This window comes from Glycomyces sp. YM15, assembly GCF_016918015.1.
Classification (GTDB): Bacteria; Actinomycetota; Actinomycetes; order Mycobacteriales; family Micromonosporaceae; genus Glycomyces.
This window is the reverse complement of the sequence record NZ_JAERMK010000017.1, coordinates 86,514-112,021: the sequence shown is the minus strand read 5'-3', so window position 1 is coordinate 112,021 and position 25,508 is coordinate 86,514. Positions and strand designations below refer to the sequence as shown.

At 70.0% G+C, this 25,508-nt stretch carries 20 protein-coding genes; 12 read left to right on the top strand and 8 right to left on the bottom strand.

Going from position 1 to position 25,508, the window contains the following annotated elements; translation table 11 throughout:
- Positions 1-26 precede the first annotated feature (26 nt).
- The 4 genes from JHY01_RS18710 to JHY01_RS18695 all read right to left on the bottom strand — a co-directional run bounded on the left by JHY01_RS18710 (position 27) and on the right by JHY01_RS18695 (position 3,627).
- The gene (locus tag JHY01_RS18710; protein ID WP_205327189.1) at positions 27-332 is read right to left on the bottom strand and encodes an antibiotic biosynthesis monooxygenase; all 306 of its coding nucleotides are present in this window, start codon (positions 330-332) and stop codon (positions 27-29) included.
- 143 nt (positions 333-475) lie between these two features.
- Positions 476-1,381, bottom strand: coding sequence for a ribokinase (locus JHY01_RS18705; RefSeq protein ID WP_205327188.1), 906 nt, complete (start codon positions 1,379-1,381; stop codon positions 476-478).
- A 109-nt stretch (positions 1,382-1,490) separates the two neighbouring features.
- On the bottom strand, positions 1,491-2,909 hold the full coding sequence (locus JHY01_RS18700; RefSeq protein WP_205327187.1) for a hypothetical protein: 1,419 nt from the start codon (positions 2,907-2,909) through the stop codon (positions 1,491-1,493).
- 361 nt (positions 2,910-3,270) lie between these two features.
- The gene (locus JHY01_RS18695; protein WP_205327186.1) at positions 3,271-3,627 is read right to left on the bottom strand and encodes a hypothetical protein; all 357 of its coding nucleotides are present in this window, start codon (positions 3,625-3,627) and stop codon (positions 3,271-3,273) included.
- 264 nt (positions 3,628-3,891) lie between these two features.
- Here JHY01_RS18695 and JHY01_RS18690 point away from each other — a divergent pair, with 264 nt between their 5' ends.
- Positions 3,892-5,892, top strand: coding sequence for a glycosyl hydrolase (locus JHY01_RS18690; RefSeq protein ID WP_205327185.1), 2,001 nt, complete (start codon positions 3,892-3,894; stop codon positions 5,890-5,892).
- A 43-nt stretch (positions 5,893-5,935) separates the two neighbouring features.
- Here JHY01_RS18690 and JHY01_RS18685 read toward each other — a convergent pair whose 3' ends face one another.
- The gene (locus JHY01_RS18685) at positions 5,936-6,427 is read right to left on the bottom strand and encodes a VOC family protein (protein ID WP_205327184.1); all 492 of its coding nucleotides are present in this window, start codon (positions 6,425-6,427) and stop codon (positions 5,936-5,938) included.
- Positions 6,428-6,470: 43 nt separating this feature from the next.
- Positions 6,471-7,712, bottom strand: a complete 1,242-nt coding sequence (locus tag JHY01_RS18680; RefSeq protein ID WP_205327183.1) for an ROK family protein — start codon at positions 7,710-7,712, stop codon at positions 6,471-6,473.
- A gap of 100 nt (positions 7,713-7,812) precedes the next feature.
- Here JHY01_RS18680 and JHY01_RS18675 point away from each other — a divergent pair, with 100 nt between their 5' ends.
- The 4 genes from JHY01_RS18675 to JHY01_RS18660 all read left to right on the top strand — a co-directional run bounded on the left by JHY01_RS18675 (position 7,813) and on the right by JHY01_RS18660 (position 13,297).
- Positions 7,813-9,489 (top strand): glycoside hydrolase family 13 protein, encoded by a 1,677-nt coding sequence (locus JHY01_RS18675; protein WP_205327182.1) that lies wholly within the window; start codon positions 7,813-7,815, stop codon positions 9,487-9,489.
- Positions 9,490-9,718: 229 nt separating this feature from the next.
- Positions 9,719-10,876, top strand: coding sequence for an L-rhamnose isomerase (gene rhaI / locus JHY01_RS18670; RefSeq protein WP_205327181.1), 1,158 nt, complete (start codon positions 9,719-9,721; stop codon positions 10,874-10,876).
- Between the two features lie 55 nt (positions 10,877-10,931).
- Entirely contained in the window at positions 10,932-12,164 is a 1,233-nt protein-coding gene (locus tag JHY01_RS18665) for an alpha-hydroxy acid oxidase (RefSeq protein WP_205327180.1), read from the top strand.
- A gap of 455 nt (positions 12,165-12,619) precedes the next feature.
- Positions 12,620-13,297 (top strand): phosphotransferase family protein, encoded by a 678-nt coding sequence (locus JHY01_RS18660; RefSeq protein ID WP_205327179.1) that lies wholly within the window; start codon positions 12,620-12,622, stop codon positions 13,295-13,297.
- An 84-nt stretch (positions 13,298-13,381) separates the two neighbouring features.
- Here JHY01_RS18660 and manD read toward each other — a convergent pair whose 3' ends face one another.
- The gene (gene manD, locus JHY01_RS18655) at positions 13,382-14,620 is read right to left on the bottom strand and encodes a D-mannonate dehydratase ManD (RefSeq protein ID WP_205327178.1); all 1,239 of its coding nucleotides are present in this window, start codon (positions 14,618-14,620) and stop codon (positions 13,382-13,384) included.
- 384 nt (positions 14,621-15,004) lie between these two features.
- On the opposite strand from manD, the gene JHY01_RS18650 reads away from it, so the two are divergent.
- Complete coding sequence (locus JHY01_RS18650; protein WP_205327177.1) at positions 15,005-16,033, top strand: LacI family DNA-binding transcriptional regulator; 1,029 nt, start codon at positions 15,005-15,007, stop codon at positions 16,031-16,033.
- Here JHY01_RS18650 and JHY01_RS18645 read toward each other — a convergent pair.
- Positions 16,030-16,923, bottom strand: coding sequence for a LysR family transcriptional regulator (locus JHY01_RS18645; protein ID WP_205327176.1), 894 nt, complete (start codon positions 16,921-16,923; stop codon positions 16,030-16,032). The genes JHY01_RS18650 and JHY01_RS18645 overlap by 4 nt on opposite strands.
- Before the next feature lie 99 nt (positions 16,924-17,022).
- Between JHY01_RS18645 and kdgD the strand changes: the two genes are divergently transcribed.
- The 6 genes from kdgD (at position 17,023) to JHY01_RS18615 (ending at position 25,481) form a co-directional block, all read left to right on the top strand.
- Positions 17,023-17,940 carry a 5-dehydro-4-deoxyglucarate dehydratase gene (kdgD, locus tag JHY01_RS18640; protein ID WP_205327175.1) on the top strand — a complete coding sequence of 306 codons (918 nt, stop codon included), beginning with the start codon at positions 17,023-17,025 and terminating at the stop codon, positions 17,938-17,940.
- Positions 17,941-17,999: 59 nt separating this feature from the next.
- Entirely contained in the window at positions 18,000-19,298 is a 1,299-nt protein-coding gene (locus JHY01_RS18635; RefSeq protein ID WP_374199546.1) for an enolase C-terminal domain-like protein, read from the top strand.
- 35 nt (positions 19,299-19,333) lie between these two features.
- Positions 19,334-20,335, top strand: a complete 1,002-nt coding sequence (locus JHY01_RS18630) for a tripartite tricarboxylate transporter substrate binding protein (RefSeq protein WP_205327173.1) — start codon at positions 19,334-19,336, stop codon at positions 20,333-20,335.
- 11 nt (positions 20,336-20,346) lie between these two features.
- A complete protein-coding gene (locus JHY01_RS18625) occupies positions 20,347-20,844 on the top strand; it encodes a tripartite tricarboxylate transporter TctB family protein (RefSeq protein ID WP_205327172.1) in 498 nt (165 codons plus the stop codon).
- Between the two features lie 24 nt (positions 20,845-20,868).
- Positions 20,869-22,386: a tripartite tricarboxylate transporter permease gene (locus tag JHY01_RS18620; RefSeq protein ID WP_205327171.1), complete on the top strand. Its 1,518-nt coding sequence runs from the start codon at positions 20,869-20,871 to the stop codon at positions 22,384-22,386.
- 488 nt (positions 22,387-22,874) lie between these two features.
- A complete protein-coding gene (locus JHY01_RS18615; protein ID WP_205327170.1) occupies positions 22,875-25,481 on the top strand; it encodes a S8 family serine peptidase in 2,607 nt (868 codons plus the stop codon).
- The last annotated feature ends 27 nt before the right edge of the window (positions 25,482-25,508 follow it).

The window sequence follows — 25,508 nt, the reverse complement described above, 5'->3', positions numbered from 1 at the left end:
CGCACAGGGCCTCCGCCGACAAGGCGTCAATCGGGTTGGGCAGTGCCGCGCACCCGCACGTCGAGGATGACGAGCTCGGGGTCGGCGCCCACCTCCCGGAAGAGACGCGGCGCCGTAGGCGGCTCCGGTCCCGCGCGCATGGCCTCCAACGCGGCCTGGTCCCGCCAGAGCGTCTGAATGCGCCAGCGTCCGCCTCCCCCGCTCAGCAGCTCGGTTCGTATCAGCCCGTCGGGGAAAGGCCCTGCGGCGACCTCGCGATAGGCCACGAGAAGATCGGCTTCGCGCTCCGGCGCGACGACGGCGCTGACTTCGGTCAGGACCTGCTCGGCCATGGTGCCCGTCTCCTTTCCACACACTGGTCGCTTGGGATCGTGCCGACCATAAGCCATCGGCGGCATGAGCACGGCCAGAAGTCGATATCGAGGCCGAAGGGGCCCCGCGCGCGGTCGCGCGGGGCCCCTTCGTTCGCATCCGGTCAGGAATCCAAGAGCTTCCGCACCTCGTCCAGGGTCGGGATCGACGGACCCGCACCCTTGCGCTGCACCGCGACCGCCGAGGCGGCGGTCGCGAATTCGGTGGCCGCGACGAGCGAGCGCTGGTCGGCGGTGCGATCCAACGAGGCGGCGAATGCGCCCACGAACACGTCGCCCGCTCCCGTCGTGTCCTTGACCTCGACCGGGAACGACGGGATCTTCACCGGTTCGGTGCCGTGGCCGCCGACGAAGGCGCCGTCCGAGCCGAGGGTGATGACCACGTCGCAGCCGTGCGAGGTGAGGACCGACATCAACGACCGCTCGCCGGTCCCGGCCGGCTCGCCCGCGAGTTCCGCGGCCTCGTGCTCGTTCACGATGAGGATGTCGACCTCGCCGAGCAGCTCCTCGGGGAAGGCGCCGCTCGGCGCGGCGTTGAGGACCACGGTCGTGTCGGCGGCCCGCGCCGCGCGGATGGCGGCGGTCACGGTCGGCAGCGGCGTCTCGAGCTGTACGACCATGACATCGGCGGCGGCGATCTCGGCCAGTTCGGTCTCGGTGAGGTCCACGAGGTGGGCGTTCGCGCCCGAGTTCACCACGATCGAGTTCTCGCCCTTGCGGTCCACGAAGATCACGGCCGTGCCGGTCGGCGCGTCCACGCGGCGGGCGAGCAGCGTGATGCCCGCGTCCCGGGCCTGCTCGGCGAGCGCGTCAGCCGCCTCGTCATCGCCGAGCGCCGCGATGAAGCGCGTATCCGCCCCGGCTCGGGCGGCCGCGATCGCCTGGTTGTTGCCCTTGCCGCCGGGGAAGGAGGCGAGGCCGCGCGAGAGCACCGTCTCACCCGGCGCGGGGATGCGCTCGACCTCGTAGACGAGGTCGAGGTTCGCGCTTCCGATGACGACCACGCTCATGTTGCCTGCCTCCACAGTCCGTATCGCTGGGGCGGTGGTACCCGCCCATGCGAAGCCTGACACAGCGGCCCGGGACCGTTCGCGGAGTCGGCCGATCCAGTGATCCGGGTCAGCCGCTGAGCGGCATCACCCGGGCGATCTGGATCGTGCCGTCGCCGCCCGCGGCAGGGTAGGCCACGCTGCCGTCGTCATAGGCCTTGAACGCCTGGTAGCCGTGGTCGGGCACGTCGATGTCGAACGCCTCGCCCACGACCGCACCGGTTCCGGAGTGGTGGACCTGGGCGCGCATGGCGTCGCCGTCCTCCCAGGCCAGCAGCATGTGGGAGGCTCCGTAGGCGACGAGGTGCGGGTGGGCGGCCTCGACCCCGGGATCGACGCTGACGCCGTCGGGCTCGAAATGCTCGAGGCGGACCTGGCCGCCCTGGCTCCAGGCGGTCCAGTAGCGCGGGCCGTCGCTCGCGAGGACGAGGTCGCCGCCGAAGAGGGTGCCGTCGCAGGTTCCCGCGGCCACGGTCTCGTACGGGTCGGGCTGGGCGATCCGGCATCCGTTGTCGGTCGCGCAGACCATCGCGAACGTCTCGTGGCTCGGATCCCAGACGATGCGGGTGGTCCAGCTGTGGCTGCAGCCGACCTCGAAGCCGTCGGCGTGGTCGACCAGGTTCCCGTCCGAGTCGACCACCTGCATGCGGTCGCCCTGGTGGACGTCCACGCAGTCGCCGTTGGCGACGGTGATCGCGACGCCGAAGTAGGCCGCGTAGTGCTCGCCGTCGGTCGCGAGCCGGCCGTGGTGCTGGTACCACCAGACGAACCGCGCGCCGTCGTCGTATCCGTCGAGGCCGTCGCCGAGGTTGGTGACCTGGCGCTCCCAGACCTGGTTGCCGTCATTGTCGAAGCGCACCATGTGCATCGTGTTGCAAGGGCTCGCCTCACCGCCGCAGAGCGGGCCGTCCCCGCATGCGCCTTCGCGGGTCACGAGGACCACGACGCCGTTCGCGTCGGCCTGCACGTCCTGGAGGTCGATGCCCTCGAACGCGATCGGGTCGCCTTCGAGCTCGTCGTCGCAGTCGAGTCTGCCGAGATGGATCCGGTCGTCGGTCCCGACCCAGGCGAGCCAGGACCCGCCGGGCCTCGCCGCGATGGCCATGGGCAGGCGCTCGGTGTCGCCTTCACGCCCGTAGCCGATGACGCCGCCACCGGTGTCGACTTCGGTGACCGTGACTTCCGGTGTGCCGCTTGGCACCCGTTCGCATTCGCCGACCGCTTCGGGCGACGGGGATTCGGAGGGTCCGGGAAGCGCGGCCGCCTCGGGAGCCGCCTCGGTGGTCGAAGCGGCTCCGGAGGCGCTCGTCGAGGACTCCAGTGGCGCTTCGGAGGGTTCGGGGTCGGTGAGCGGGAACGCCAGGGCCGTGGCCACGGTCGTTCCCGCGAAGAGCGCGGCCGCGGCGGCAGCCACAATGGAGATGCGTTTCCAGTTCGCCGAGCGGGGCTTCCGTTCATCGGAAGCCGAAGGCTGCGAAGGCTTACTCATGCCGGTTTCGTCCTTCGATATGCCCAAGGGCGGCTTGAGCGCCGCCGATGGAATGTGGATCTGGCAAGCCGACCATACCCACAGCGCGAGGACTGCTCGCGCCGTGCCGGGCCGCTTGGGAACCCGGTTGCCTCCGCGGCGACAAGGGCCGAGACTGCCTTCCGATGATGCCATCGACTGAGATCGACCGTCTGCAGCAGACCGTCACCGAAGCCTGGGCCAGCCCGGTCGCCGACCGAGTCGCCGCCGGCCGAACTGCGGGTGGATCTCGCGGCGACGGCCCGGGAGCACCGCGACTTGGCGGTCGGAGTGGCGAGGGGCTTTGACGTGCGGTGCTGACGGAGCACTTCGCCGGCCCGTCTCACGTCCCGGGCGGGGCCTCTCCGGCTTCGAGGGTGTCGAAGAGGTCGTCGGGGTCGATCTGCGCGCGGTAGCGGAACATGAGGGAGACCTCGTTCCCGAAGGAGCCGAGCGTGTGCGAGGGGTCGGTGAGGAACTTCGGCTCCGCCCACTGCTGGGCGATCACGGCGGTGGGGTTGCCGTTCACTTCGAGGATCCAGGTCGCGCGCCCGCCGGCGATCGCGGCGAGGAACCGCCGCTGCCGCAGGTACGCGATCGCCTCGGCGATCGTGCTCGACTCCGGCAGGTCGATGGTCCTGGCGTGCGGGTAGGTGTCGTCGCCCATGGCGACGCTCGATCGGTCTACATTGACGTCCATAGTCGTTCCTCCTCGGTTCCCTCCGATTCTGCCCGCCCGACCGGCGCCGCAGCCCGCTAATGGGGCAGGAGGGCAGCGCGGCCCTGGCGGCCCGCCGAACCGGTCAAGCGGACCGGAAGGCGCGTCGCCGCCGTTGACATCGATGAATACCTATGGATATCCTGTGATCGGCTTAACCGCTTCAGTTTCTGAAACCCCAGGTCATAGCCAGACACCGGATCCAACCCCCTCCTGCGAGGGCCCTTCGTTCCAAAGGAGACGCAAGTGCCTTTCTCCGCATTCCGCGCGCCCCGGCGCGCCGTGATCACCTTGGGCGCCGCCGCCGTCGCGGCCGCCGGCATGCCGCTCGCCGCCAGTGCGGCGACGACCGCCCGGCACGCCCGGGTCAAGATCGCCGACGACTGCGCGACCCCCGAGACGCGGGCGCTGTTCCAATACATGCTCGACCAGCAGGGTCAGGGCATCCTGTTCGGCCATGAGCACACCCTCACCGACGGCTTCACCTTCGACACCTTCACCGAGACGACCTCCGATGTGGAGGCCACGACGGGCGACTACCCGGCCGTGTTCGGCTGGGACACGCTGATCCTCAACGGGTTCCAGAAGCCTGGCGTGTACGGCGGGACCGTCGAGCAGAACATCGAGGCTTTGAGCTGGGCCTTCGAGAAGTCGGACGCGCTCGGCGGGATCAACGTGCTCAGCGCGCACATGTACAACTTCGTCACGGGCGGGGACTTCTGGGACACGACGGGCCGCGTGGTGAGCCAGATCCTCCCGGGCGGGCCGAAGCACGCGGACTTCAACGAGTTCCTCGACCGGATCGCGGCGGCGGTCAAGGGCGCCAAGCGTCCTGACGGGACGCTGATCCCGGTCGTGTTCCGGCCGTTCCACGAGAACAGCGGCGGATGGTTCTGGTGGGGGGCCGGGCACTGCACGTCGGCGGAGTTCATCGAGATCTTCCGCTACACCGTGGAGTACCTGCGGGACACCAGGAAAGTGCACAACCTGCTGTACTCGTACTCGCCGAACTCGGGCTTCGGCGGCGACCCGCAGGTGTACCTGAAGACCTACCCGGGCGACGAGTTCGTCGACATCCTCGGCTACGACGCGTACGACAACTCGGCGGGTTCGCCGGAGTGGCTGGCGGCCACGGTGAAGGACCTGGCGATGGTCGTGGGCCTGGCCGACGAGCGAGGCAAGGTGCCGGCGTTCACGGAGTTCGGGGAGTCCGGCGACGAGGGGCGGAACCTGAACTGGTTCACCGATCTCCTGGGCGCGTTGCAGGACGACACGGCCGCGAGCCGGGTGTCGCACATGCTCACCTGGGCGAACTTCGGCGGGGACAACCGCGCGTACGTCCCGTTCCCCGGGCACGCGATGGAGCCGGACTTCGTGGCCTTCTATGAGGACCCGTACTCGCTCTTCGCCTCCGACCTGGAGGGCGTGTTCGACGCGCCCACGTGCGCGGTGCCGAGCGCACCGTTCCTGCACCTGGTGACGCCGACCGACCGCCAGCGCATCACGACGGCGGAGGCGACGATCCGGATGCGGCTGACCTCGGCGACCTCGCGGAGGGCGACGTACTCGATCGACGGCGGCGCTCCGGTGACGCTGACCCGGGACTCGGCGGGGTTCTACTCGGGAAAGTGGACGATCGATCCGTCCTGGTTGGACAACCGGACCGTTACGGTGTCGGTGAGCGCCAAGGTCGGGGCGAGGACCTACACCGATTCGGCGCTGGTGTTCCTCGGCGAGGTCGAGCCGCTCCCGGCGGGGTGGATCGACGACTTCGAGGGGTACGCCGGGGACGACCTGACGTTGAGCGAGGCGTACAGCCACGTCAACTCGAACACGACGAGGCTCTCGGCGGACCACAAGGCCTCGGGCGCTTACGGTCTGGCGTACTCGTACGACTTCTCGAACGCGGGGTACACGGGCATCGGCAGGTCGGTGGGCGCGGACTGGACGGCGTTCAGCGCGTTGAAGCTGTGGCTGCAGGGCGACGGCTCGACGAACGGGGCCACGATCCAGGTCGTGTCGAAGGGCGCGTACTTCGAGTACAACACGGGGCTCTCGAACACGACCGGGGCGGAGGTGGTCGCGCCGTTCAGCGAGTTCAGGCCCGCCCCTTGGGACACCGGGCACGCGGACCAGCTGCTGGATGCGGAGCACCTGGCGGAGGTGTCGGCGTTCAACCTGTACCTGGGCTACGGCGGGACGACGACCACGGGCACGGTCTACGTGGACGACATCCGCGCCGAGTAGGCGCTGCGGAGGGCCGGGGCTCCGCGCCCCGGCACTCCGGCGTTCAGATCAGTCCGGGCGCGTCCATGACCTGGGTCTGCTCCATGGCTGCGAGGTACTTCGGTTCTCCCATGCGGCGCATGGCTTCTTCGGGGCTCGGGGCCTCGACGCGCTCTTGGAGCCACCAGATGTCGCCGAGCGGATCGCGGAGTCTCGCGACGCGGTCGCCCCAGGCCTGGACGTCGGTCAAGGGGGTCACTATGGTCGCTCCGGCGTCGACGGCGCGTTCGAGGACGGCTGCGGCGTCCTCGACGTACAGCCGCAGCAAGGCGGGTGTGTCCGCTTTGAACGGCGTGTCGAAGAGCAGCACGATCGAGGTGCCGATGCGCACTTCGGCGTGGCCGATCCGGCCGGGCACGGGGCCTTCGACGCGGCCGAGTTCCTCACCGCCGAAGGCGGCCTTGATGAACTCGATGACTCGGGCGGTGTCGCTGGTGACGATCCACGGCGTGACCGTGCCGTAGCCCTCGGGGATCGGTTCGGGTTTGAGGCTCATGGCGACTCGCTTTCGTGCGGTGGAGCGATGCCGAACCAGTATATCAGAACGGAATAGTTTGTTCCCGTATTGGGTCAAGAGGTTCGAGGGCTATCGCGTTGGCGCGGACGATCTGCAGGGCTCGCACGACCGCACCGGTGCTGACCACCCCGCCATGGAGAGTGGAGGCGGCCAGGTCGGGAGCGGGCGAGTGGGTCAGCTCGTCGAGGCGGGCGGCCGTGCGGGGCAGGAGCAGGCCGAGGGAGTCGGCCACCGCCCCGGAGAAGACGATGCGCTCGACGTCGAGGAGGCCGCCGAGGACCGCGCAGATGCGGGCGAGGCGCTCGGCCATGCGGTCGAGGAGCGCCAGCGCGGCCGGGTCGCCTGATTCGGCAGTGCGGAAGACGACCTCCGCCCCGAGCTTCGCTTCGGGGGTCTTCAGGATCGGGCTCGATGCATCCACTGTGCCCGACGCGCGCGCTTCGAGTGCCCAGGTGCGGAGCAGGGCCGCGATGCCCTGGGTCGAGCCGACCCCTTCGACGAGGGAGAGGAGCCGCAGTTCACCTGCGGCGCCGCGCTTGCCGCGCACGAGGTGGCCGTCCACGACGTAGCCCGCGCCGAGCCGCTCCCCCGTCATGAGGGTGATGTACGAGGAGGCGCCGACGCCCGCGCCGAGCGCGCCCTCGGCGAGCGCGGCGAGGTTGGCGTCGTTCTCGACCTCGATGAGCCAGCCGCTCCGCTCGCCCCGTTCGCGGAGGTGGGCGGCGAACCCGGGGTTCATGCGGGACCAGAACCCTTGTTCCCCTTCGGGAGAGACGCCGTGGAGGTCGGTGGGGGCGGGCACGCCGACCGTGACGCAGAGGATCGACCGCTCTTGCAGCCCTATGTCGCCGAGCGCTTTCGCGATCACGGTGTCCGCCACGGTGAGGCGCTGCTCGGCGCTGTCCTCGTCGATCTCGGTGTACGCGCGGGCCAGTTCGCGGCCGCGCAGGTCGGCGACGGCGGCGGTGACGCAGTGCTGGCCGGCGTCGACGCCGACGACCACGCCCGCACTCGACCGCAGCTCGTACCGCCGGGCCGGACGGCCCTTGCGGTACTCCCCCGCCGCGCGCGCGTTCGGGAGCTCGCAGAACCAGCCGCGCTCCACGAGGTCGTCGGCCAGCGCGATCACCGTGGAGCGGGTCAGGCCGGTCGCCTCGATGGCGTCGCTCGCGGTGAACGCCCCGCGGTCCCAGGCGTAGTCCAGCACGGCGGCCGCGTTCGCGCGCTTCTGCGAGAACCCGGCCCTGTCGTCGATATCGGCCACGCCTCTTGACACCTCGCCTTCCCGTGTACCAGTATGGCGGACGGAGTTGATTTAACACCTAGATTTAATCAGGATACCAATCGTTGAAAGGCTCTCGTCCATGACCGAGCTGCTCACCAGCACCACCGACACCACCCCGCCGCAGCGGACCGACGCCGACTGGTGGCGCCAGGCCACCGTCTACCAGATCTACCCGCGCAGCTTCGCCGACGCGAACGGCGACGGCATCGGCGACCTCCCCGGCATCACCTCTCGCGTCGACTACCTCGCCCGGCTCGGGGTCGACGCCGTGTGGCTCAGCCCGTTCTACCCCTCCGAGCTGGCCGACGGCGGCTACGACGTCGCCGACTACCGCGACGTCGATCCGCGCCTTGGCACCCTCGCCGACTTCGACGCGATGATCGCGGCCCTCCACGCCGCTGGCATCAAGCTCATCGTCGACATCGTTCCGAACCACTCCTCCGACCGGCACGAATGGTTCCAGCAGGCGCTGGCCGCGCCCAAGGGCTCGCCCGAACGCGACCGGTACGTCTTCCGCGACGGCCTCGGCCGCAACGGCGAACTGCCGCCCGCCGACTGGACCTGCATGTTCGGCGGCCCGGCGTGGGAGCCCGTGGGCGACGGCCAGTGGTATCTCCACCTGTTCGCGCCCGAGCAACCGGACTTCAACTGGCGCAACGAAGAGGTGCGCGCGGACTTCCTCAGGACGCTGCGCTTCTGGTCCGACCGGGGCGTGGACGGCTTCCGGGTCGACGTCGCGCACGCCCTCGCGAAGGACCTGCCCGACGACCTGCCCTCCGAGGCCGAACTCCGGGAGATGGACCGCGCCACCGGCACACACCTGCTGTGGGACCGCGACGAAGTGCACGACATCTACGCCGACTGGCGCGGCGTCTTCAACGAGTACGACCCGCCGCGCATCGCCGTCGCCGAAGCCTGGGTCGACCCGCCCTCGCGCCGCGCCCGCTACGCCAGCGACTCGGGTCTGGGCCAGGCGTTCAACTTCGACCTGCTCGAAGCCGATTTCGACGCGGGGGCGTTCCGCAGGATCATCGTCGACAACCTCGACCAGGCCGCGGCCAGCGGCTCCTCGACGACCTGGGTGTTCTCCAACCACGACGTGGTGCGCCACGCGACCCGGTACGGCCTGCCGCCCAACGGTGACCGGCCGCGCCACCACAACCGCGCGTGGCTCCTCTCTCGCGGCACGGAACCCGAGGTCGACGCGGCCGCCGGGCTGCGACGCGCCCGAGCCGCGACGCTGCTCATGCTCGCGCTCCCCGGCAGCGCGTACCTCTACCAGGGCGAAGAGCTCGGGTTGGGCGAGGTCGCGGAGATCCCGGACGCGGAACGGCAGGACCCGACCTTCTTCCGCAGCCCCGGCGTGGACGTGGGCCGCGACGGCTGCCGCGTGCCGATCCCTTGGACCGAGCAGGGCGAGTCGTACGGGTTCGGCAGCGGCGAAGCCCATCTGCCGCAACCGGAATGGTTCGGACCGGTCTCGGTCGAGGCGCAGTCGGCCGATCCGGCCTCGACGCTCAACCTGTACCGCGACGCGCTCGCGCTGCGGCGCAGGCTCCAGACCGACGAGTCCCTGACGTGGGTGGCCTCCGAACCGCAGGTCCTGCACCTGCGGCGGGCCAACGGCTGGGAGGCCGTGGCGAACTTCGGCGCGACCGCCGTGCCGCTGCCCGCCGGCGAGGTGCTGCTGTCGAGCGGTCCGATCGAGGGCGAGCTGCCCGCCGAGACCACGGTCTGGCTGCGGAACGGCTCGTGATCCGGCCCGGCTCCGGTGCGCTTGCGACGCTCCGGAGCCGGGGTCTGGTGCCGCAGCGGCCAGTGGGGTAGGCTCAGGCCCGGCAGCTGAATGAAACGATTCAATCTCACCATCGAGTTTCGGCGTCGAACAGGTGAGCACCTGGCAACAGCATCCAGGTGAACGGCAATTTCAAGTGTTGAATCGATATAAACGTCTCCGGTACCGACCGGGGGAAGGAGCACGGGCCATGGACGCACCCCTGGTGAAGGCGGCGCTGCGCGGGTTGAGCATCGAGGTTCCCTCGTGGGCCTACGGGAACTCGGGCACCCGCTTCAAGGTCTTCGGCCAGCCCGGCGTGCCGCGCGATCCGTTCGAGAAGATCGCGGACGCCGCCGAGGTCCACCGCTACACGGGTGCGGCACCCACGGTCTCGCTGCACCTCCCGTGGGACGAAGTGGACGACTACGCCGAGCTGGCCGCCCACGCCGCCGAGCGCGGCGTCGCCATCGGCGTCATCAACTCCAACACCTTCCAAGACGACGACTATATGCTCGGCTCGGTCTGCCACCCCACTGCGGCCGTGCGCCGCAAGGCGATCGACCACCTGCTCGAATGCGTCGACGTCATGGACGCCACGGGTTCCCGCGACCTGAAGCTCTGGTTCGCCGACGGCCTCAACTACCCCGGCCAGGACGACCTCCGCGCCCGCCAGGACCGGCTCGCAGAAGCGCTCGACGAGGTCTACGCCCGGCTCGGCGACGAGCAGCGCATGATCCTCGAGTACAAGTTCTTCGAGCCCGCCTTCTACGCCACCGACGTGCCCGACTGGGGCACCGCGTATGCGCACACACTCCGCTTGGGCCCCAAGGCGAAAGTCGTGGTCGACACCGGGCACCACGCCCCCGGGACCAACATCGAGTTCATCGTCGCCTTCCTGCTCCGCGAAGGCAGGCTCGGCGCGTTCGACTTCAACTCCCGCTTCTACGCCGATGACGACCTCATCGCCGGGGCGGCGGACCCCTTCCAGCTCTTCCGCATCATGCACGAGGTCGCCCAGGGCGGCGGCCTCGATGCGGGCGTGAACTTCATGCTCGACCAGTGCCACAACATCGAGCCGAAGATCCCCGGCCAGATCCGGTCGGTGATGAACGTGCAGGAGGCGACCGCGAAAGCACTGCTGGTGGACACGGATGCGCTCAGGGCCGCGCAGGCGGCCGGGGAGGTGCTGGGGGCCAACGCGGTGCTGATGGACGCCTACAACACCGACGTCCGCCCGCTGCTCGCCGAACTCCGCGAGGAGCAGGGCCTCGAGCCCGACCCGATGCGGGCGTTCGCCGACTCCGGGTACGCCGAGAAGATCGCCCTCGAGCGCGTGGGCGGCGCACAGGCCGGTTGGGGGGCTTGAGCGCCGCCCGGTCTATACGATGCATCCACCCGCCACCTCCTGATAGGCCCGAACCATGACGAAGCGACAATTCCCCCGCCCCAAGGACCTGCTGCCCTTGGTGAAGTTCAAGAAGCCGGAACTCAACGCCAAGCGGCGGCGCCTGCGAGCCGCGCTCACGATCGAGGATCTGCGCCGGATCGCCAAGAAGCGCACGCCCCGAGCCGCGTTCGACTACACCGAGGGCGCGGCCGAGGCCGAGCTGTCCCTGGCCCGGGCGCGGCAGGCGTTCTGCGACATCGAGTTCCACCCCGCGATCCTGCGCGACGTCTCGAAGCTCGACACGGGCTGGGACGTGCTCGGGCGGCGGTCCGCGCTGCCGTTCGGCATCGCGCCCACCGGTTTCACGCGGATGATGCACACCGAGGGCGAGCGGGCCGGCGCCGGCGCCGCTGCCGCGGCCGGTATCCCGTTCGCGCTGTCCACGATGGGCACCACGCCGATCGAGGACGTGGCGGAGGCCGGTGGCGAGCGCGGCCGCAACTGGTTCCAGCTGTACATGTGGAAGGACCGCGACCGCTCCATGGCCCTGGTCGACCGGGCCGCGGCGGCCGGGTTCGACACGCTGCTGGTCACAGTGGACGTTCCAGTAGCGGGCGCGCGCCTGCGCGACAAGCGCAACGGCTTCGCGATCCCGCCGGAACTGACAGCGAAGACGTTCTTCGACATGGCGAGGCACCCGAACTGGTGGTTCGACATGCTCACCACCGAACCGCTCGCGTTCGCCTCGCTGAGCCGCTGGTCGGGGACCGTGGCCGAGCTGCTGAACACCATGTTCGACCCCACGGTGGACTACGAGGACCTGGCCTGGATCAAGGAGCAGTGGCCCGGCAAGCTCGTGGTCAAGGGCGTCCAGACCGTCGCGGACGCGAAGCGATTGGCGGACATGGGCGTCGACGGCATCACGCTCTCCAACCACGGCGGTCGCCAGCTCGACCGCGCCCCGATCCCGTTCCACCTGCTGCCCGAGGTGGTGCGCGAGGTCGGCCGGGACACCGAGGTGCACGTGGACACGGGCATCATGTCGGGTGCGGACATCGTCGCGTCGATCGCGCTGGGCGCCCGGTTCACGATGATCGGCCGGGCCTACCTGTACGGCCTCATGGCGGGCGGGCGCGACGGCGTGGACCGCACGATCGCCATCCTGAAAGAAGAGGTCGAACGCACGATGAAGCTCCTCGGCGTGGCGAGCCTGGAAGAACTGGAACCGGGGCACGTGACGCAGCTCCGGCGCCTCATCCCCCGCTGAGCGAGGGCGGCCGCAATGCCGGCCGCAACATGGCTCCGCGAGACCGCCTTTCGAAGAACCTCTATGTCATCGCGCCCGACTCCACCGCCTCCGAGGCCGAGATCGCAGCGGCCATGGATCGCCACGACGGCCTCAGGGCCGGCTGGGGCGGGCCGAAACCGGGCTGGTTCCAGACCGTCGAGCGGGTCGGCCGCTGGTGGTACCTCATCGCCGCCGTCCTCGGCTCCGTCTCGTTCATCCTCTTCGCGCCCAATGAGGCCTCCGGCGCCGGCGAGGTCGGGACGGGGCGCCGCCATGGACCAGATCCAGGAACGGTGGCGCCGAGCCGACCCCGAAGCGGCAGCGGAATTCGACGCGAAGCTCCGCGACATCCGGGAGACGCTCGCCCCCTTCCGCAAGGACGGCAAGGCCTGATCCCCGCCGAACACGAACGGCACCGCGGCTACGCTTCGGCCATGGAGCAGATCGGCGGGGGACGCGCATCCCAGGTGTTCGCACTCGACGACCGAAAGGTCTTGCGGCGCGGCCCGTTCGACGCCGCGGCGGAGGCGCGGTTGATGCGGTACCTCCACGACCTCGGGTTCCCGGTCCCGGAGGTGTTCGCCGCCGACGGCGCTGAGATGACCATGCAGCGCTTGAACGGCCGCACGCTCGGCGCCGAGGTCGGCGCCGGGACGATCGGTGTCCCCGAGGCCGCGAAGATCCTCCTCGATCTCCACGACCGCCTCCACGAGATCGACGCCCCCAGGTTTCTGGCAAGCTCGACGCGCGAATTCGAGATGGCCAGGGCCGGAACACGGAAGGTGCTCCACCTCGATCTCCACCCGGAGAACGTGATCATCACCGACGACGGCCCGTTCCTCATCGACTGGACCAACGCGACCGCAGGCGATCCGGAGTACGACCTGGCCGTCTCCTGGGCGATCATCGCGGGCATCGACGTGACCGAGCTCGGCCCCGACACCGCCGCGCAGTCGGCCTGGTTCGAAGCGGCCCGGGCCGGACTCCTCACCACGATCGGGGGGCGAACAAGCCGCCCCGCGCTGGACATCGCCGTCGCCTACCGCACCGCCGACCCGAACACGAACGCAGCAGAAGCGGCACGCCTCCACAAGGCCCTCAACGATTCATGACCTGGCCCGATGACTGGCGGCGGCCGTTCTGGAACGTCGCAGGGCCGCGGGGCCGGCGCGGATCGTCGCGACGGCCCCGCGATGTCACCAGTCGTGGACGGTCCCGTCGGCGAGGCGATTGTAGGGCAGGTAGGCCTGGACGTACGGGTACTTCCCGGCCTCGTCGGTGTCGAGTTCGACGCCGAGGCCCGGTTGGTCGCCGGGGTGGAGACGGCCGTCGGTCCAGGTGAAGGACTGCTGGAAGACCTGGTCGGTCTTGGCGCCGTGCCGCATGTACTCCTGGATGCCGAAGTTGTGGACGGCGAGGCCCAGGTGCATCGCGGCGGCCATGCCCACGGGTGAGATGTCCGTGGGGCCGTGCATGCCGGATTTGACCTGGTACTGCGCGGCGTAGTCGAGGATCTTCTTGAGGTGGCTGATGCCGCCGGTGTGGGTGACGGCGGAGCGGACGTAGTCGATGAGCTGTTCGCGGATGATCTGCTGGTAGTCCCAGACGGTGTTGAAGATTTCGCCGATCGCGAGCGGGGTGGTGGTGTGCCGGCGGACGAGACGCAGGGCCTCCTGGTTCTCGGCCGGGGTGACGTCCTCGAGCCAGAACAGGTCGTACGGTTCGAGGGACGTGCCGAGCTTCGCGGCCTGGATCGGGGTGAGCCGGTGGTGGGCGTCGTGGAGCAGCGGGAGTTCGGGACCGAATTCGTTCCGGACGGCTTCGAAGACGCTGGGGACGTGCCGCAGGTAGGCGCGGGTGTCCCAGTCCTCCTCATTGGGCAGTGCGCCGCGCTGGGCGGGTTCGTGATCGTAGCGGACGCCTTGCATCGCCGCGAAGGTGGCGTTCGAGGCGATGCCGTAGATGGATCTGAGGCCGGGGACGCCGGTCTGGACGCGGAGGGCCCGGTAGCCCTGCTCCTGGTGGGAGCGAATGGAGTCGAAGAGTTCCTCGGTGGTCTTGCCGGAAGCGTGGCCGTAGGCGAGGAGGCCGGTGCGGGAGGCGCCGCCGAGGAGTTGGTAGACGGGCATCCCGGCGGCCTTGCCCTTGATGTCCCACAGCGCCATGTCGACTGCGGCGATCGCGGCCATGGTGACGGGGCCGCGCCGCCAGTACGCGGAGCGGTAGAGGAACTGCCAGGTGTCCTCGATGCGGTGGGCGTCGCGGCCCAGCAGCAGCGGGACCACGTGGTCCTTGAGGTAGGCGACGACGGCGAGCTCGCGGCCGTTCAGGGTCGCGTCGCCGAGGCCGGTAAGGCCGTCGTCGGTGGTGAGTTTGAGCGTGACGAAGTTCCGGTCGGGACTGGTGACGATGACTTCGGCTCTGTCGATGATCATGGCGGGCTCCTAAGAGGATCGGCCGGTCGTGTGGCCGTCGAGGCCGGTCCGGCAGTGGCGCGGGCGGCAGCGGCCGTCTCGGGTCGGCGTTCGCGAGTGAACACGCCCTTCTCGTTCCCGTCAACCCGCCGCCCGTCGGTTGCCAGCCGTCCCGGGGGCGGGGACGGGGCGGTATCGCATCGTCGTGGCGAGGTCATGAGCGATATGCCGACACGTGACTGAACAATTGTCAACCGATTGCCAGTCACTTTTTCGAGGAGCCCTCGGCATTTCAAATGCGGCAGGCCTCCGGTATGCTCGGTAGGCCCTGTCTCGCAAACCGACAGAGCGGCACCAATCGATTGCCGGATGACAACCCCCGGCAACAAGCGCGAAAGGGGAGGCATGGAGCAGTCCGACGCCGCCATCCGAACCCGAGCCGCCGAGCGCAAGGCGCCCCCGACGATCTACGACATCGCCCGGTTGACCGGGGTGAGCCCTTCGACCGTGTCCCGCGCGCTCAACAAGCCCGGCCGCCTCAATGCGCAGACCGAGCGGCGCATCCGCGACGCCGCCGCCGAGCTCGGCTACCGCATCAACCCGATGGCGCGGGCCCTGCCGACCGGCAAGACCGGCACACTGGGCCTGCTCGTCTCCGACATCACCAACCCGGCGTACTTCGACCTGGTGCGCGGCGCCGAGCGGGTCGCCTCCGAGACCGGCATGACGATCGTCTTCGCCGACTCGCAGGAATCCCCCGAGCTCGAGCGGGCCACCGCCGAGCGACTGCAGACCTCAGTGGACGGACTGCTGCTGGTCGGCTCGCGCCTGGAGGATCACCAGATCCAGGACCTCTCGTCGGTGAAGCCGCTCGTGGTCGTCAACCGCCTGGTCGAGGGCATCCCTGCCGTCATTCCCGATGTGCGGCCGGGGATCACGACCGCACTGGAGCTGCTGCGCGAGGCCGGGCACCGGCGGATCGCCTACCTCGCCGGGCCCGAGGCCTCGTGGATGAACGGCCAGCGCTGGCAGCACGCGTTCGAGATCGCGGTGGAATGGGACATGTCCATCGTGGAGATCAAGTCGAACGCGCCGACCCGCGAGGGCGGCGCCGAGGCGTTCGGGCGGGTCAAGGCCGCCGACGTGAGCGCGGTCCTCGCCTACAACGACCTGGTCGCGCTGGGGCTGCTGCGGGAGTGCCGCGACCACGGGCTGGACGTGCCGGGCCGGTTGAGCATCATCGGGTTCGACGACATCTTCGGGGCGGACCTGCCGACCCCGGCCCTGAGCACGATCCGGATGCCGTTGGCGGCCCTCGGGGAGCGTGGGATCAGGCGGCTGCTGACCGAGATCGACGGCGGCGAATCGGAGGACGAGTCGGCGCTGCCGACGGAGTTCGTCGGCCGTGAGTCGATCGCGGCGGCCAGGTCCTAGACGGCTCGCAGGAGGGCGTCGAGCGCGGGGTTGCCATGGCGGTGGCGCCAGACGCCGTGGAGTTCGACGGTGTCCGGCGGCAGGTCGTCGATGTCGAGGAAGACCAGGTTCGGGAGGTTGAACGCGCTCGCCGAGGAGGGCACGAGCGCGACGCCCAGTCCGGCGTTGACGACGGACAGGACCGTGTGGACCTGGCTGATGTGCTGCACGTAGCGCGGGCGCAGGTGGGCCTGCTGGAACGCGGCGACGACGAGTTCGTAGAAGTACCGGGCCTCTGAGGGCGAGTAGGTGACGACGTCGTGCTCGGCGATGTCCCTCATGGTGGGCGTTCGCCCGAGTCGGGTCAGGACGTGGTCGCGCGGGGCGGCGAGGATGAGCGAATCCCTTGCCACGAGCCGTGAGTCGAGCAGGTCCGAGCGCGGGACCTGGCGCACCAGGCCCACTTCGATCTCCCCGGCGAGGAGGGCGTCGAGCTGCGCGTGGGTGACCATCTCACTGAGGACGAGGTCGACGCCGGGCAGTTCGGCGGCGGCCACACTGATCCATCGCCCCAGGACGGTGAGGGCCGAGACGGCGGTGAAGCCGATCCTGATGGTGCCGGCGGTGCCGGCGGCGACGCGGCGGGCGCGCAGCGGAGCAGTGTCCGCAGTGGACAGGAGTCGCCGGGCCTCGTCGAGGAAGATGCGTCCGGCCGGGGTGAGTTCGGCTCCGCGCTGGGTGCGGACGAAGAGGTCGAAGCCGATCACGCGTTCGAGGCGCTGGATCTGGCGGCTCAGCGGCGGTTGCGTCATGCGCAGTCGCTCTGCGGCCCTTCCGAAGTGGGCCTCTTCGGCGACGGCCACGAATCCGCGGAGCTGGTCGAGTGTGTATCCCACGTCTCCTGTGGCCATGCTCTGAAGGTATCAGTCGATGTCAATTCAGTGTTGGACCGGTATGAGTCGTGGGGGTTACGGTACGGGCCACATCGACACCACAGGAGATCTCCGCATATGTCCCGATACTCCCCCGCAGCGATCCAGCGCGCGCTGGGCGAGGGGCTGCTGTCCTTCCCCGTGACCCACTTCAAGCACGACCTCTCCTTCGACGAGGCCGGTTACCGGAAGCACCTGGGGCACTTGGCGTCGTTCCCTGCGGCGGGCCTGTTCGCGGCGGGCGGGACGGGCGAGTTCTTCTCGCTCACACCGGAAGAGGTCGGGCGGGTCGTTCGCGTCGCCGCCGACGAGGCGGCCGGAGCCGTCCCGATCATCGCCCCGGCGGGCCAGGGCACGGCCCAGGCGGTCGCGTTCGCCCGGGACGCCGAGGCGGCCGGGGCCGACGCGGTGCTGCTGTTCCCGCCGTACCTCACCGAGGCCGGGCAGGACGGCCTCGCCGCGCACGTGCGGGCGGTGTGCGAGGCGACCCCGCTGGGCGTCATCGTCTACCACCGGTCCAATGCGGACTACAGCGTCGCCACTGTGGAGCGCCTTGCGGCCGAGTGCCCGAACCTGGTGGGGTTCAAGGACGGCGTGGGCGACATCGAGTTCATGACCCGCCTGTACGCGACCCTCGGCGACCGGCTGCTGTACATCGGCGGCCTCCCCACGGCCGAGACCTTCGCGCTCCCGTACCTCCAGCTCGGCGTCACCACGTACTCCTCGGCGATCTTCAACTTCGTGCCCGCGTTCGCGCTCGCGTTCTACGACGCGGTGCGCGCCGGGGACCGCGACGAGGTGTACCGGCGGCTGCGCGCGTTCGTGCTGCCGTACCTCGACATCCGCAACGCCGGAAAGGGCTACGCGGTGTCGATCGTCAAGGCGGGCATGACGGCCGTGGGCCGCACGGCCGGGCCGGTGCGACCGCCGCTCACCGATCTGGGCGAGGGCGAACTCGCCGCGCTCGCCGCGCTGATCGAGGCGTCCGGGTCATGACCGGATTCGAACCGGCCGCTGCCGCAGCGGAACAGGCGACCACCCCCACCGTGACCGCGATGCGGGTCGTGCCCGTGGCCGGGCGGGACTCCATGCTGCTCAACCTCTCCGGCGCGCACTCGCCGTACTTCACCCGGAACCTGGTGATCCTCACCGACGAGGCCGGGAACACCGGCGTGGGCGAAGTGCCCGGCGGCGAGGCCATCGCGCAGACCCTTCGGGACGCCGCCGATCTCGTACTGGGGTCGTCGATCGGGGCGTTCCGGTCCCTCCTCGAGGCGGTGCGCCGCCGCTTCGCCGACCGGGACGCGGCCGGGCGGGGGCAGCAGACCTTCGACCAGCGCGTCACCGTGCACGTGCGGACCGCCCTCGAAGCGGCGCTGCTGGACCTGCTCGGCAAGCACCTCGGCGTCCCCGTGGCCGAACTGCTCGGCGACGGGCCGCAGCGCTCCAGCGTCCCCGTCCTGGGCTACCTGTTCTTCGTCGGCGACCGGGGCCGCACCGACCTGCCGTACCGGGACGGATCCTATGAGGACGACGATTGGCTGCGGCTGCGCGACGAGGCCGCGATGACGCCGGGGGCCGTGGTGGCCCTGGCCGAAGCGGCCGAGGCGCGGTACGGGTTCCGGGACTTCAAACTCAAAGGCGGGGTGCTGCCCGGACCGGAGGAGGCCGAGGCCGTCACGGCGCTCGCCGAGCGGTTCCCCGACGCGCGGATCACGCTGGACCCCAACGGGGCCTGGTCGCTCAGCGAGGCGATCGACCTGTGCCGGGGACTGGACGGCGCGCTGGCGTACGCCGAGGACCCTTGTGGAGCCGAGAACGGCTACTCGGGTCGCGAGGTGCTGGCGGAGTTCAAGCGCGCCACCGGGATGCGGACGGCGACGAACATGATCGCCTGCGACTGGCGGGAGTTCGCGCACGCGGTGCGCGGCGGCGCCGTCGACATCCCGCTGGCCGATCCCCATTTCTGGACCATGGCCGGTTCCGTGCGGGTCGCGCAGGCCTGCGAGGCCTTCGGCCTGACGTGGGGTTCCCACTCCAACAACCACTTCGACGTGTCGCTGGCGATGTTCACGCACGTCGCCGCCGCAGCGCCCGGTGCGATCACCGCCATTGACACGCACTGGATCTGGCAGGACGGCCAGCGCCTCACGACAGTGCCCCCGCGCATCGCGGACGGCGCGATCGCGGTGCCCACCGCGCCGGGTCTCGGGGTCGATCTCGATATGGCGCAGGTGGAAGCAGCACATGAGCGGTATTCCAGATACGGCTTGGGCGCGCGCGACGACGCGGCCGCTATGCAATACCTTGTCCCCGGATGGATGTTCAACCCGAAACGCCCCTGCCTGGGGTGAATTCGCGGCTATTCGATCGCTTAAAGGAGCAGACAATGCAACACCCCTTCCCCCGACGCGGACTGCTCGCCGGTCTCGCCGCCGTGCCTCCCCTCGCCGCGCTGTCGGCGTGCCAGGTGCAGGGCGGGGCTGACGAGGCGAACGCGTCGTTCCCGACCCGCGCGGTCGACTTCTGGGTCCCGTTCGACGCCGGCGGGTCGGGCGACCTGATCAGCCGCGCGATCGCCAAAGCCGCCGAAGCGCCGCTGGGGCAGTCCCTTCCGGTCACGAACAAGCCCGGTGCCAACGGCGCCGTCGGGCTCAAGGAACTACTCGCGGGCAAGTCGGACGGCTACACGATCGCCCTCGCCGTCAAGTCGCTGTTCGCCATCGGCCCGCTCGTCGTCGACGACCCCGACGCGGTGGTCATCGAGGACCTGCGCATCATCACCACGTTGACCAATGAGGGCTATGTGCTCGTGGTGCACGCCGACTCTCCTTATCAGACGCTTGAGGATCTGCTCGCCGCCGACCAGGTGAACTTCGGGACCACGGGTGTGGGGACCGGTTCGCAGCTCTCGGCGGGACTGCTGTTCGGGATCGCCGGAGTCAACGCCACCGACGTCCCGTTCGACGGCGGCGGTCCCACGGTGACCGCGCTGCTGGGCAAGGACATCGAAGCGGCGTCGCTGTCGCTCGCGGAGACGATGCCGCACATCGCGGCCGGTGACATGCGGCCGCTGTGCGTGTTCTCCGAGGAGCGCAGCGTCTACCTCGACGATGTGCCGACCGCGTTGGAGATCGGCCACAACATCCTCGTCGACCAGCGCCGGTTCATCGTCGTCCCGGGCGACACCCCCGACGAGGTCGTGGGCGCGCTGACGCTCGCCTTCGAGGAGGCCCGCGAGGGCTCCGAGTACGGCCAGTTCCTGCAGGACAACTTCATGGAGCGCTGGGAGGTCGACGGCATGGAGGCGGAACTGCACCTGGCCGAGGCCACCGAGCAGTTCGCCGCGCAGATCGCCGACTCCGGCGTCACGCTCGGCAGCGCGGAATGAGCGAGGCGGTCATGGTCGATACCGAACCCGAAGCGGCCCAGGGCGAAGCTGAGGCGCCGCGAGTGGGCGGGCGCGTCCAGTCGGTCATCGCGGGTGCGATCCCCGTGGCGCTCGGCGCCGTCGCCGCCTGGCTGAGCTTCGGATTGAACATCGGGAGCCTCACCGAGCCCGGGCCGGGGCTCTGGCCGCTGATCGTGGCCGGACTCCTCGTGGCCTCCGGGATCGGGATCATCGCCGTGACCGCCAAGACCCGCCGGGACACCGAGGCGTTCACAAGAGGGACCGCGGCGGTTCTCGCCGCCGCGGGCGGCCTCGCCGTGTACGCCTCGCTGTACGAGATCGTGGGTTTCGAGGTGCCGACGGCGCTCCTGCTGTTCGCGTGGCTGCGGCTGCTCAGCCGGGAATCGTGGCTCACGAGCGCGGTCCTGTCGGTGGCCGTCACGGCGGTCGCATACGTGCTGTTCATCATCGGGCTCAACGTGCCGCTTCCGCACCTCATCGCCTTCTGATCAGTCCCCACTGGAGTATCGAACGTGGACTTCTCCTCCGTGCTCTCCGGGTTCGCGGTGGCGTTCGAGTGGCAGAACATCCTCTTCTGCCTGCTCGGCGTCACCGTCGGGATGCTGATCGGCGTGCTGCCGGGCCTCGGCCCGGCCGCGACGATCGCGATCCTGCTGCCCATCACCTACAACCTGGAACCGACGGCGGCCGTCATCATGCTCGCCGGGATCTTCTACGGCGCGCAGTACGGCGGCACCATCACTTCGGTGCTGCTCAAGCTGCCCGGCGAGGCCTCCACCGTGGTCACCGCGCTCGACGGGCACGCGCTCGCGCGGCGCGGCGAGGCCGGTCCCGCGCTCGGGATCGCCGCGATCGCCTCCTTCATCGGCGGCACCGCTTCGATCATCCTGCTCTCGTTCATCGCCCCGGCCCTGGCCGGCGTCGCGCTGGCGTTCGGCTCGGCCGAGTACACGATCCTGGCGCTCATAGGGATCTTCCTGGTCGGGACGCTCGGGAACGGGTCGATCATCAAGAGCGCCGCCGCCGCGGCCGCGGGGCTGCTGCTGGCCACGGTGGGGCTCGACCCGCTGATGGGCACGCCGCGGTTCACGTTCGGCACCGACCAGCTCGCCGACGGCATCGATTTCACCATCGTCGCCATGGGCCTCTTCGGGGTCGGCGAGATCCTGTACAACCTCGAGCACCGGAACCGGCCCCAGACGGCGGTCCCCTCGTTCGGGCGGGCGATCCCCGGCCGGCTGCACTGGCTCAAGTCGCGCCTGGCGATCCTGCGCGGCTCGGTCACCGGCTTCATCCTCGGCATCCTGCCCGGCGGCGGTGCGACCATGTCCTCGCTGGTGGCGTACGCCGTCGAGAAGCGCAGTGCGAAGGACCCGTCCCGGTTCGGCAAGGGCGCCATAGAAGGCGTCGCCGGACCCGAGTCGGCCAACAACGCGGCGGCGACCTCGTCGTTCATTCCGCTGCTGACGCTGGGCATCCCGGCGAACGCGACCATGGCGGTGCTGTTCGGCGCGCTCATGCTGCAGGGCATCACGCCGGGGCCGGGGCTCATGAGCGACCACCCGGACGTGTTCTGGGGCGTCGTGAACTCGATGTACCTCGGGAACCTCCTGCTGCTGGTGCTGAGCATCCCGCTCATCGGGCTGTTCGTGCGGATGCTCAAGGTGCGCCCGGGCGTCCTGGCGCCGATCACCGTGGTGATCACGATGATCGGCACCTACTCGATCCGCAACAACGCGTTCGACATGCTGCTCGTGATCGGGCTCGGGCTGCTCGGCTACGGGATGCGCAAGCTCGGGTTCGAGCCGGGGCCGTTCGTCCTCGCGTTCGTGCTCGGCTCGCTCCTGGAGGCGTCGTTCCGCCGCTCGATGCGGATCTTCGGCGGCGACGTGACCGAGTTCGTGCAGCGCCCCGTCTCCGGGACGCTCGTGGCGATCCTGGTCCTGACCGTGGTCGTCGTGCCGCTGCTCCGCAAGGTCCGCACCCGCCAGACGGCGAACGCGGAACAGTCCGGCGTCACGGCCGAATAGCGATCATGGGAGGCCGAGGGTCGTCTCGTCGCCCGCGATCCCGTGCCTCATCGGCACGGGACGCAAGGCGGGTGTGCCGAAGCTCGAACCCGAACCGGCGGCCGCGCCAGCAAAGTGACGCGGGGCTCCCGGCGTGCTCCGCTCGATGCGCTTGGGCCGCGGCGCCGGACCCGGGGGCGAGTCACCGCCTGACGGCGCGCCGCATGGAGACGGCGTGTGTGAGTTGCGGCACTCCGTCGGGGGTTTCCACATGGTTCCCGATGATTTCTCGCTTATATCCATTTCGGTCGGCGCTGATGTCCTGTCATGGTGGGGCGCAAGGGAATCGACTTCCCTTGCATCTCGATCGCGATCGGCGCCGCCCACCCCGGCGCCTGCACCCGTCACCACGAGGAGCCGTCTTGTCAGGTACACAACGATGGCGTCAAGTACTCGCCGTCTCGCTAATGGGAGCGCTATCATCGGCATTCGCCGGTGCCGGACCCGCCTTGGCGCAGACCGAGACCGACGCGACAGCACTCACCGAACAGAAGGTCGACCCCGACCTGCTGGCCGAGATCCGCGCCGAGGGCGAAGCCGAACTCTGGGTCCAGTTCGACGGCGGCCCGGACTACTCCGCCGCATTCGACGCCGAGACCAAGGCCGAGAAGGGCGCGGCCGCCATCGAGGCGGCGAAGGCGTTCGCGGAGTCCTCCCAGGCCGAGCTGAGGGCCGCCCTCGACGAAGCCGGCGTGGCATACGAGTCCTATTGGGCCTCATCGACGCTCAAGGTGAGCGGCGATGCCGGACTGCTCGAGACCATCACCGCGTTCGACGAGGTCGCGGCCATCGTCGACACCCCTGAAGTCGTGACCGTCGAACCGGTCGCACCCGCCGACACCGCACTCGATGCGGCCTCCGCGGGCTGGGGCGTCGCCGACATCAACGCGCCCGCCGTCTGGGACCAGCTCGGCGTCACCGGCGAAGGCGTCGTCGTCGCCAGCATCGACTCCGGCGTCCAGTACGACCACCCGGCGCTGGTGAACCAGTACCGGGGCAACAACGGCGACGGCACCTTCACCCACGACTACAACTTCTACGACGTCGAAGGCCGCTGCGGCGCCGCCCCGTGCGACCTCAGCAACCACGGCACCCACACCGTCGGCACCATGGTCGGCGACGACGGCGCGGGCAACCAGATCGGTGTCGCGCCCGGCGCCGAATGGATCGCCGCCAACTACTACGGCAGCAGCATGGAATCGGTGCTCAAGGCCGGGCAGTGGATGGTCGCGCCCACCGACTCGCAGGGGAACAACGCCGACCCGGCCGAAGCACCCGACATCATCAACAACTCCTGGGGCCGGGACGGCGACGACGACCCGTACTTCGAGGACATCGTGAACCTCTGGCACGCCGCCGGGATCATCCCGGTGTTCGCCGCGGGCAACAGCGGTCCGGTCTGCCTCACCGCCAACGCCCCCGGCGCCTACGCGAACGTGATCGCCGTGGGCGCCTACGGCTCCAGCGGCGCGATCGCCGACTTCTCCTCCCGCGGGCCCACCAGCGACGGGCGCGTCAAGCCCGACGTGTCAGCCCCCGGGTCGGGCATCCTCTCCTCAGTGCCCGGCAGCGGCTACGGCTCGCAAAGCGGCACCTCGATGGCCGCGCCGCACGTGGCCGGGGCCATCGCCCTGATGATGGAGGCCGAGCCCGCCCTCCGCGGCGACTACGGCCTCGTCTACGAGATGCTCACCGGCTCTGCTCGATACACCGAGGACGACCAGTGCGGCGGCACCGCCGAGGCGAACAACGTCCACGGGCACGGGCGCATCGACGCCTTCGCGGCCGCACAGGCCCTGCCCGACGGCGATTCCGGTTCCATCACCGGCACCGTCACCGGTCCCGACGGCTCGCCGCTGGCGGACGCGGAGCTGGTCTTCGACGGGGCGTTCGACCGCCGCGCCACCACCGGCGCCGACGGCCGGTACGCCGTGACGTTCGCCCTCACCGGGCAGCACGCGGTGACCGTGGAGAAATTCGGCTACCAGACGGCCACCGGGACGGTGACCGTGGCGGCCGGGCAGACCGCCGTGTTCGACGCCGCGCTGACCCCGCTTCCCACCACTGTGGTCACCGGTACCGTGGTCGACGGCTCCGGTCACGACTGGCCGCTGGCCGCGACCGTGGCTTCGGCGGGCGGCGAGGTCGCCACCGAGACCGATCCGCTCACCGGAGCGTTCGAGCTGACGCTGCCCACCGGCGGCGTGGAGCTGGTCGTTGCGCCCGAATACGGCGGGTACCAGACCGTCCGGATCGAGGCGAACGCGGCGAACCTGCACGTCGAAGTGCCGGTCGCGAGCGGCTGCACTGCGCCCGGCTACGCGTTCGACCCGCTGGGCACCGGCTTCGAGACCGGGACAACGCCGCTGGGGTGGGCCGTGGACAACCGCGGCCCCGAGCCGTGGACCTTCGACGACGCCTACGACTACGGCAACCGCACCCCGGGCTCGGGCGGCTTCGCCTTCGCCCGGCCGCCCGGCGGCGGCACCATGGACACCGACCTCGTCTCGCCCGTGTTCGACCTGTCGAGCGCCCCGTCGCCGGTCCTGACCTTCGCCACCGACTTCAACGGGATCCTCCCGTATTCGCAGGCGACAGTCGCCATCAGCACCGACGGCGGCCAGACCTGGGAGGACGCCTGGACGGCGACGGAGCCGATGCGGGAGACCACGGTCACCGTGGATCTGAGCACCTGGGCCGCAGCAACATCGGCCCAGCTCAAGTTCCACTACTACCACGCCTACCGGTCGGGTTACTGGTGGCAGATCGACGACGTCCTCGTCGGCGGCACGCCGGATTGCGCCCCGGTCGCGGGCGGACTCGTGCGGGGCACGGTCACCGACCAGAGCGGCGCACCGGTCGCGGGCGCCGTGGTCGCCCACACCGCCTCCGGGCACTACGGCGTCTCGGGCGACGACGGCGTGTACTGGACCTTCGCGGCCGGTTCCGGATCGTCGCAGTTCACGGTGGTGGACGCCGAATCGGGCTCGGCGACGGGAACGGTCGACGTCGTCGCCGACGACGCGACCGAAGCGAACTTCACGCTCTCGCCGTAGCCTCCGCTCGGTACGGAACGGGCCCGG

Excerpts from the sequence above, each read along its gene's own strand:
- JHY01_RS18710 (WP_205327189.1), bottom strand. The coding sequence starts at position 332 with ATGGCCGAGCAGGTCCTGACCGAAGTCAGCGCCGTCGTCGCGCCGGAG.
- JHY01_RS18705 (WP_205327188.1), bottom strand. The coding sequence starts at position 1,381 with ATGAGCGTGGTCGTCATCGGAAGCGCGAACCTCGACCTCGTCTACGAG.
- JHY01_RS18700 (WP_205327187.1), bottom strand. The coding sequence starts at position 2,909 with ATGAGTAAGCCTTCGCAGCCTTCGGCTTCCGATGAACGGAAGCCCCGC.
- JHY01_RS18695 (WP_205327186.1), bottom strand. The coding sequence starts at position 3,627 with ATGGACGTCAATGTAGACCGATCGAGCGTCGCCATGGGCGACGACACC.
- JHY01_RS18685 (WP_205327184.1), bottom strand. The coding sequence starts at position 6,427 with ATGAGCCTCAAACCCGAACCGATCCCCGAGGGCTACGGCACGGTCACG.
- JHY01_RS18675 (WP_205327182.1), top strand. The coding sequence starts at position 7,813 with ATGACCGAGCTGCTCACCAGCACCACCGACACCACCCCGCCGCAGCGG.
- rhaI (WP_205327181.1), top strand. The coding sequence starts at position 9,719 with ATGGACGCACCCCTGGTGAAGGCGGCGCTGCGCGGGTTGAGCATCGAG.
- JHY01_RS18665 (WP_205327180.1), top strand. The coding sequence starts at position 10,932 with ATGACGAAGCGACAATTCCCCCGCCCCAAGGACCTGCTGCCCTTGGTG.
- JHY01_RS18660 (WP_205327179.1), top strand. The coding sequence starts at position 12,620 with ATGGAGCAGATCGGCGGGGGACGCGCATCCCAGGTGTTCGCACTCGAC.
- manD (WP_205327178.1), bottom strand. The coding sequence starts at position 14,620 with ATGATCATCGACAGAGCCGAAGTCATCGTCACCAGTCCCGACCGGAAC.
- JHY01_RS18650 (WP_205327177.1), top strand. The coding sequence starts at position 15,005 with ATGGAGCAGTCCGACGCCGCCATCCGAACCCGAGCCGCCGAGCGCAAG.
- JHY01_RS18645 (WP_205327176.1), bottom strand. The coding sequence starts at position 16,923 with ATGGCCACAGGAGACGTGGGATACACACTCGACCAGCTCCGCGGATTC.
- kdgD (WP_205327175.1), top strand. The coding sequence starts at position 17,023 with ATGTCCCGATACTCCCCCGCAGCGATCCAGCGCGCGCTGGGCGAGGGG.
- JHY01_RS18635 (WP_374199546.1), top strand. The coding sequence starts at position 18,000 with ATGCGGGTCGTGCCCGTGGCCGGGCGGGACTCCATGCTGCTCAACCTC.
- JHY01_RS18630 (WP_205327173.1), top strand. The coding sequence starts at position 19,334 with ATGCAACACCCCTTCCCCCGACGCGGACTGCTCGCCGGTCTCGCCGCC.
- JHY01_RS18625 (WP_205327172.1), top strand. The coding sequence starts at position 20,347 with ATGGTCGATACCGAACCCGAAGCGGCCCAGGGCGAAGCTGAGGCGCCG.